Annotated in this window: 3 protein-coding genes; all 3 read left to right on the forward strand. The window is 68.8% G+C overall.

The genetic code is table 11. The features are described from left to right. On the forward strand, positions 1 to 951 hold a 951-nt coding region (locus AC099J_RS31480; RefSeq protein ID WP_479619249.1), incomplete at its 5' end, for a cbb3-type cytochrome c oxidase subunit I. A gap of 1 nt (position 952) precedes the next feature. Further along, positions 953 to 1771 (forward strand): AAA family ATPase, encoded by an 819-nt coding sequence (locus AC099J_RS31485; RefSeq protein ID WP_479619250.1) that lies wholly within the window; start codon positions 953 to 955, stop codon positions 1769 to 1771. 15 nt (positions 1772 to 1786) lie between these two features. Continuing rightward, positions 1787 to 3795, forward strand: a 2009-nt coding sequence (locus AC099J_RS31490) for a nitric oxide reductase activation protein NorD (protein WP_479619251.1), incomplete at its 3' end; no start/stop codon positions are given.

Here is a 3795-nt window from a genome sequence, read left to right on the forward strand (position 1 = left end):
ATCAAGAAATCGGGGCGCTTCACGACCACCGAAGGCGTGCTCCTCGGCGGGCTGGGGCTCTCGGCAGTGCTCTACGTGCCAGCATTGCTTTACTACGAAAACTACACCGTCTCGATCTTCTACCGCTGGTGGACGATCCATCTGTGGGTCGAGGGCGTGTGGGAGATGATCCAGGGCGCATTCCTGGCCTACCTGCTCATCCGCCTGTCGGGCGCGGACCGCGAGGTTATGGAAAAGTGGCTGTACGTGATCGTCGGTCTGGTGTTCATCGCCGGGGTGATCGGCACCGCCCACCACTACTACTGGATCGGCGTGCCTGCTTACTGGTTGCCGATCGGCGGCCTGTTCAGTGCACTCGAACCGGTGGCGCTGGTGGGCATGGCGGTCTATGCCTACTCTGCCATCCGACGCTCCGGGCTCGCCCATCCGAACAAGTTGGCATTGCACTGGACCGTGGGCAGCGCTGTGTTCACCCTGTTCGGCGCCGGCCTGCTCGGCCTGGCGCACACCTTCCCCAGCGTCAACAAGTGGACGCATGGCACCCTGATCACGGCGATGCACGGCCACGCCGCGTTCTACGGCGCCTACGCCATGATCGTGCTGGCCATGATCAGCTACGCGCTGCCTGCGATGACGCGGCGCCCCGAGGAGGGCTCCTCGATGGGCTACTGGTCCTTCTGGATGCAAATCGCGGGCATGTTCGGCATGACGCTCTCCTTCGCCACTGCCGGCATCGGGCAGGTCTACCTGGAGCGCATCATGGGCATGGGCTATCTCGATGCTCAACTGAAGATCCAGATCCACTTCGTGATGCTGGTCATCACCGGCTCCATCTTCGCCATCGGCGTGGCGCTGTTCATCATCGACTTCTTCCGCTTTGCTCCCCGGTTCGAACTGAAGCCGGAAGCGCGAGACGCGCTCCCATCCGTGCGCCGGCGCGCGGTGGCCTAGCGTGTTTGGCGCCATCGACCCCACAGGGGATCACGCGCGCCCGGTGCAGGCGCCCTACTACCTGGCCACCGGCGACGAGGTGGCGGTGTTCGAGCAATGCCACGCCCGCCATCTCGCGGTCATGCTGAAAGGGCCGACGGGTTGCGGCAAGACGCGCTTCGTCGAATACATGGCGTGGCGGCTGCAGCGGCCCCTCATCACCATCTCCTGCCACGACGATCTGTCGGCCAGCGACCTGGTCGGCCGCTTCCTCATCCAGCACGACGGCACCGTCTGGCAGGACGGCCCGCTCACCCGCGCCGCCCGCGAAGGCGCCATCTGCTACCTGGACGAAGTGGTCGAGGCGCGCCAGGACACGGTCGTTGTGCTGCACCCGCTGACTGACTACCGGCGCATCCTGCCGATCGACAAAACCGGCGAGACCGTTGCAGCGGCGCCGGGCTTCCAGCTGGTGGTGTCGTACAACCCAGGCTATCAGCGCATGCTCAAGGACATGAAGCCCAGCACGCGGCAACGCTTCGTCGCACTGGACTTCGCCTTTCCGCCGCCGCAGCAGGAGGCCGAGATCGTCCAGCTGGAAGGCGGTGTCGATGGCGCCACCGCACGCGCGCTGGTCGGCCTGGCGCAGCGCCTGCGCGGCCTGCATGATCGTGGCCTGGCCGAGGTGCCCAGCACCCGGCTGCTGATCGCGGCTGCGCGGCTGGCGGCCAGCGGCGTCGGTGTGCATCAGGCGTGCTACAGCGCCATCGTGTCGCCGCTGTCTGATGAGCCCTCGCTGGTCGGCGCCATGCGCGATCTGGTGGACGCGACCTTCGTCTAGCACCAACGCCGCGCCATGGCCGAAGCGGAAGACGTCATCACCGACGTGGCGCGCCACGCGACCGTGTTCGCGCAGGCCTTGTGGCGCCGGCATCGTCCAGCGCCCCGCGGCCCGGCACCGGTGCGTCTGGCAGACGTTGCCCAGCGGCTGGACCTGCTGCTCGCCGCAGTCTTCGGCCGCAGCTTCGCGCTGCGCGTGGCGCAGCCACCGGCGCCGCCGACCTTGCTGGCGCAGCTCTTCCAGCACCGACGGCAAGCGCCCGTGCGGGAGGCGGTACCTGCCACCGATGGATGCAGCATCTGGTTGCCCGATGCATTCGACATCAGCGAGCCGACGCCCTTGGCCGTCGAGCGCTTTCGCACCATCGCGTTGCAACAGGCCATGCGCGCGGTGCGCGGCAGTGCGTCCCTGGTGCTGGCAGACGGGCCAGCTTTGCAGCGTGATCTGTACCTGTTGCTCGAAGCACACGCGTCCGATCAGGCCCTAGTCCGCGCGCTGCCGGGGCTGGCTGCCCCCCTCGCCACGCTGCGGCATGAGGCGCTGCAACGCAGGCCGCCGCTTGGTGCGCTGTCAGCCCCCGTGCGGGCCCTCGAATCGCTGGCACGAGCGGTGCTCGCCACGCCGGCCGGCGAGCCGTTCACGGCACGGGCGTGGCCGAAGGCCCACACCTGCAAACCCGGCGTGCCACCCGAACCCGGACAAGTGCTGGCGCAGGCGCGCGCACTGCTTGGCGGCATCCAGACCGAGGCCCCCCGAGCCGCCGCCGGGCGCTTGCTGTGGCGAGACTGGTGGACCGGTGAGCTGCGCGCGCCGCCGCCCGACGCCGTGCGGATGGGGACCGCGCAGTCGGCTGAAGACGATCGCCAGAGCTTTGGATCGCCCCGCAGCGCAAGGCTTGCGCGCCGTCCCGATGTACGCGAGGGCAGCGACGAGGAGGGCCAGACGCAGCCCGGCGCGTGGATGGTGCAGACCGCCCAGCCGCACGAGATGGCAGAGGACCCCATGGGCTTGCAGCGTCCGGCCGACCGCGACGCCGCGACGGCTGCAGAAGAGGTCGCCGACGCCGTCTCCGAACTTCCCGAGGCCCGCCTGGTGTCCACGCCCGGCAAGCCCAAGGAGGTGCTGCTGTCGGACGATCCACCGCCGCCGCGCATGCAGCGCCACCGTCCCGCGGACCCCGGCAGAGCGCCCAACCGGCTGCACTACCCCGAGTGGGACTGGCGCACGGGGGCCTACCGCGACCCCGGCGCCACAGTCTTGCTGCTGGCGGCGCACGAGGGGCCGCAACAATGGGTGGACGACACGCTGGCGGAGCAGCGCGGCATGCTCCAGGAGGTTCGCCGCCGCTTCGAACTGCTGCGTGCGCAGCGTCAGCGCGTGCACCGGCAACTGGACGGTGACCACATCGACCTGCCAGCATTCGTCGAGGCCCAGGCCGATGTCCGCGCCGGCCTGCCGATGGCGCAGCGGCTGTACCAGGGGGAGCGTCGCAGCCGGCGCGACCTGGCCGTGATGTTGCTGGTGGACGTGAGCGGCTCGACCGACGGATGGATCTCTGCCGGTCGGCGTGTGATCGACGTGGAGCGCGAGGCGCTGCTGCTGGTGTGCATCGCCCTCGAAGGCATGGGCGCTCCCTTCAGCGTGCAGGCCTTCTCCGGCGAGGGACCGCACGCGGTCGTGGTGCGCAATGTCAAACGCTTTGATGAGGCCCATGGGCCACAGGTGGCGCGGCGTGTGGCTGGACTCGAACCGGAGCACTACACCCGCACCGGGGCTGCGATTCGCCACGCCAGCATGCTGCTGATGCGTGAGCCTGCGGCGCACCGCCTGCTGCTGTTGCTCTCCGACGGCAAACCCAACGATATCGACGACTACGAAGGCCGCTACGGCGTCGAGGACATGCGCCAGGCCGTGACAGAAGCCAAGCTGCAAGGCATCTCGCCGTTCTGCCTGACGATCGATCGCCAGGCGGCAAGCTACCTGCCTGCCGTGTTCGGCCCGTACCACTACGCGTTGCTGGCCCG

It is taken from the genome of Rhodoferax sp. RT4P68 (assembly GCF_056521305.1).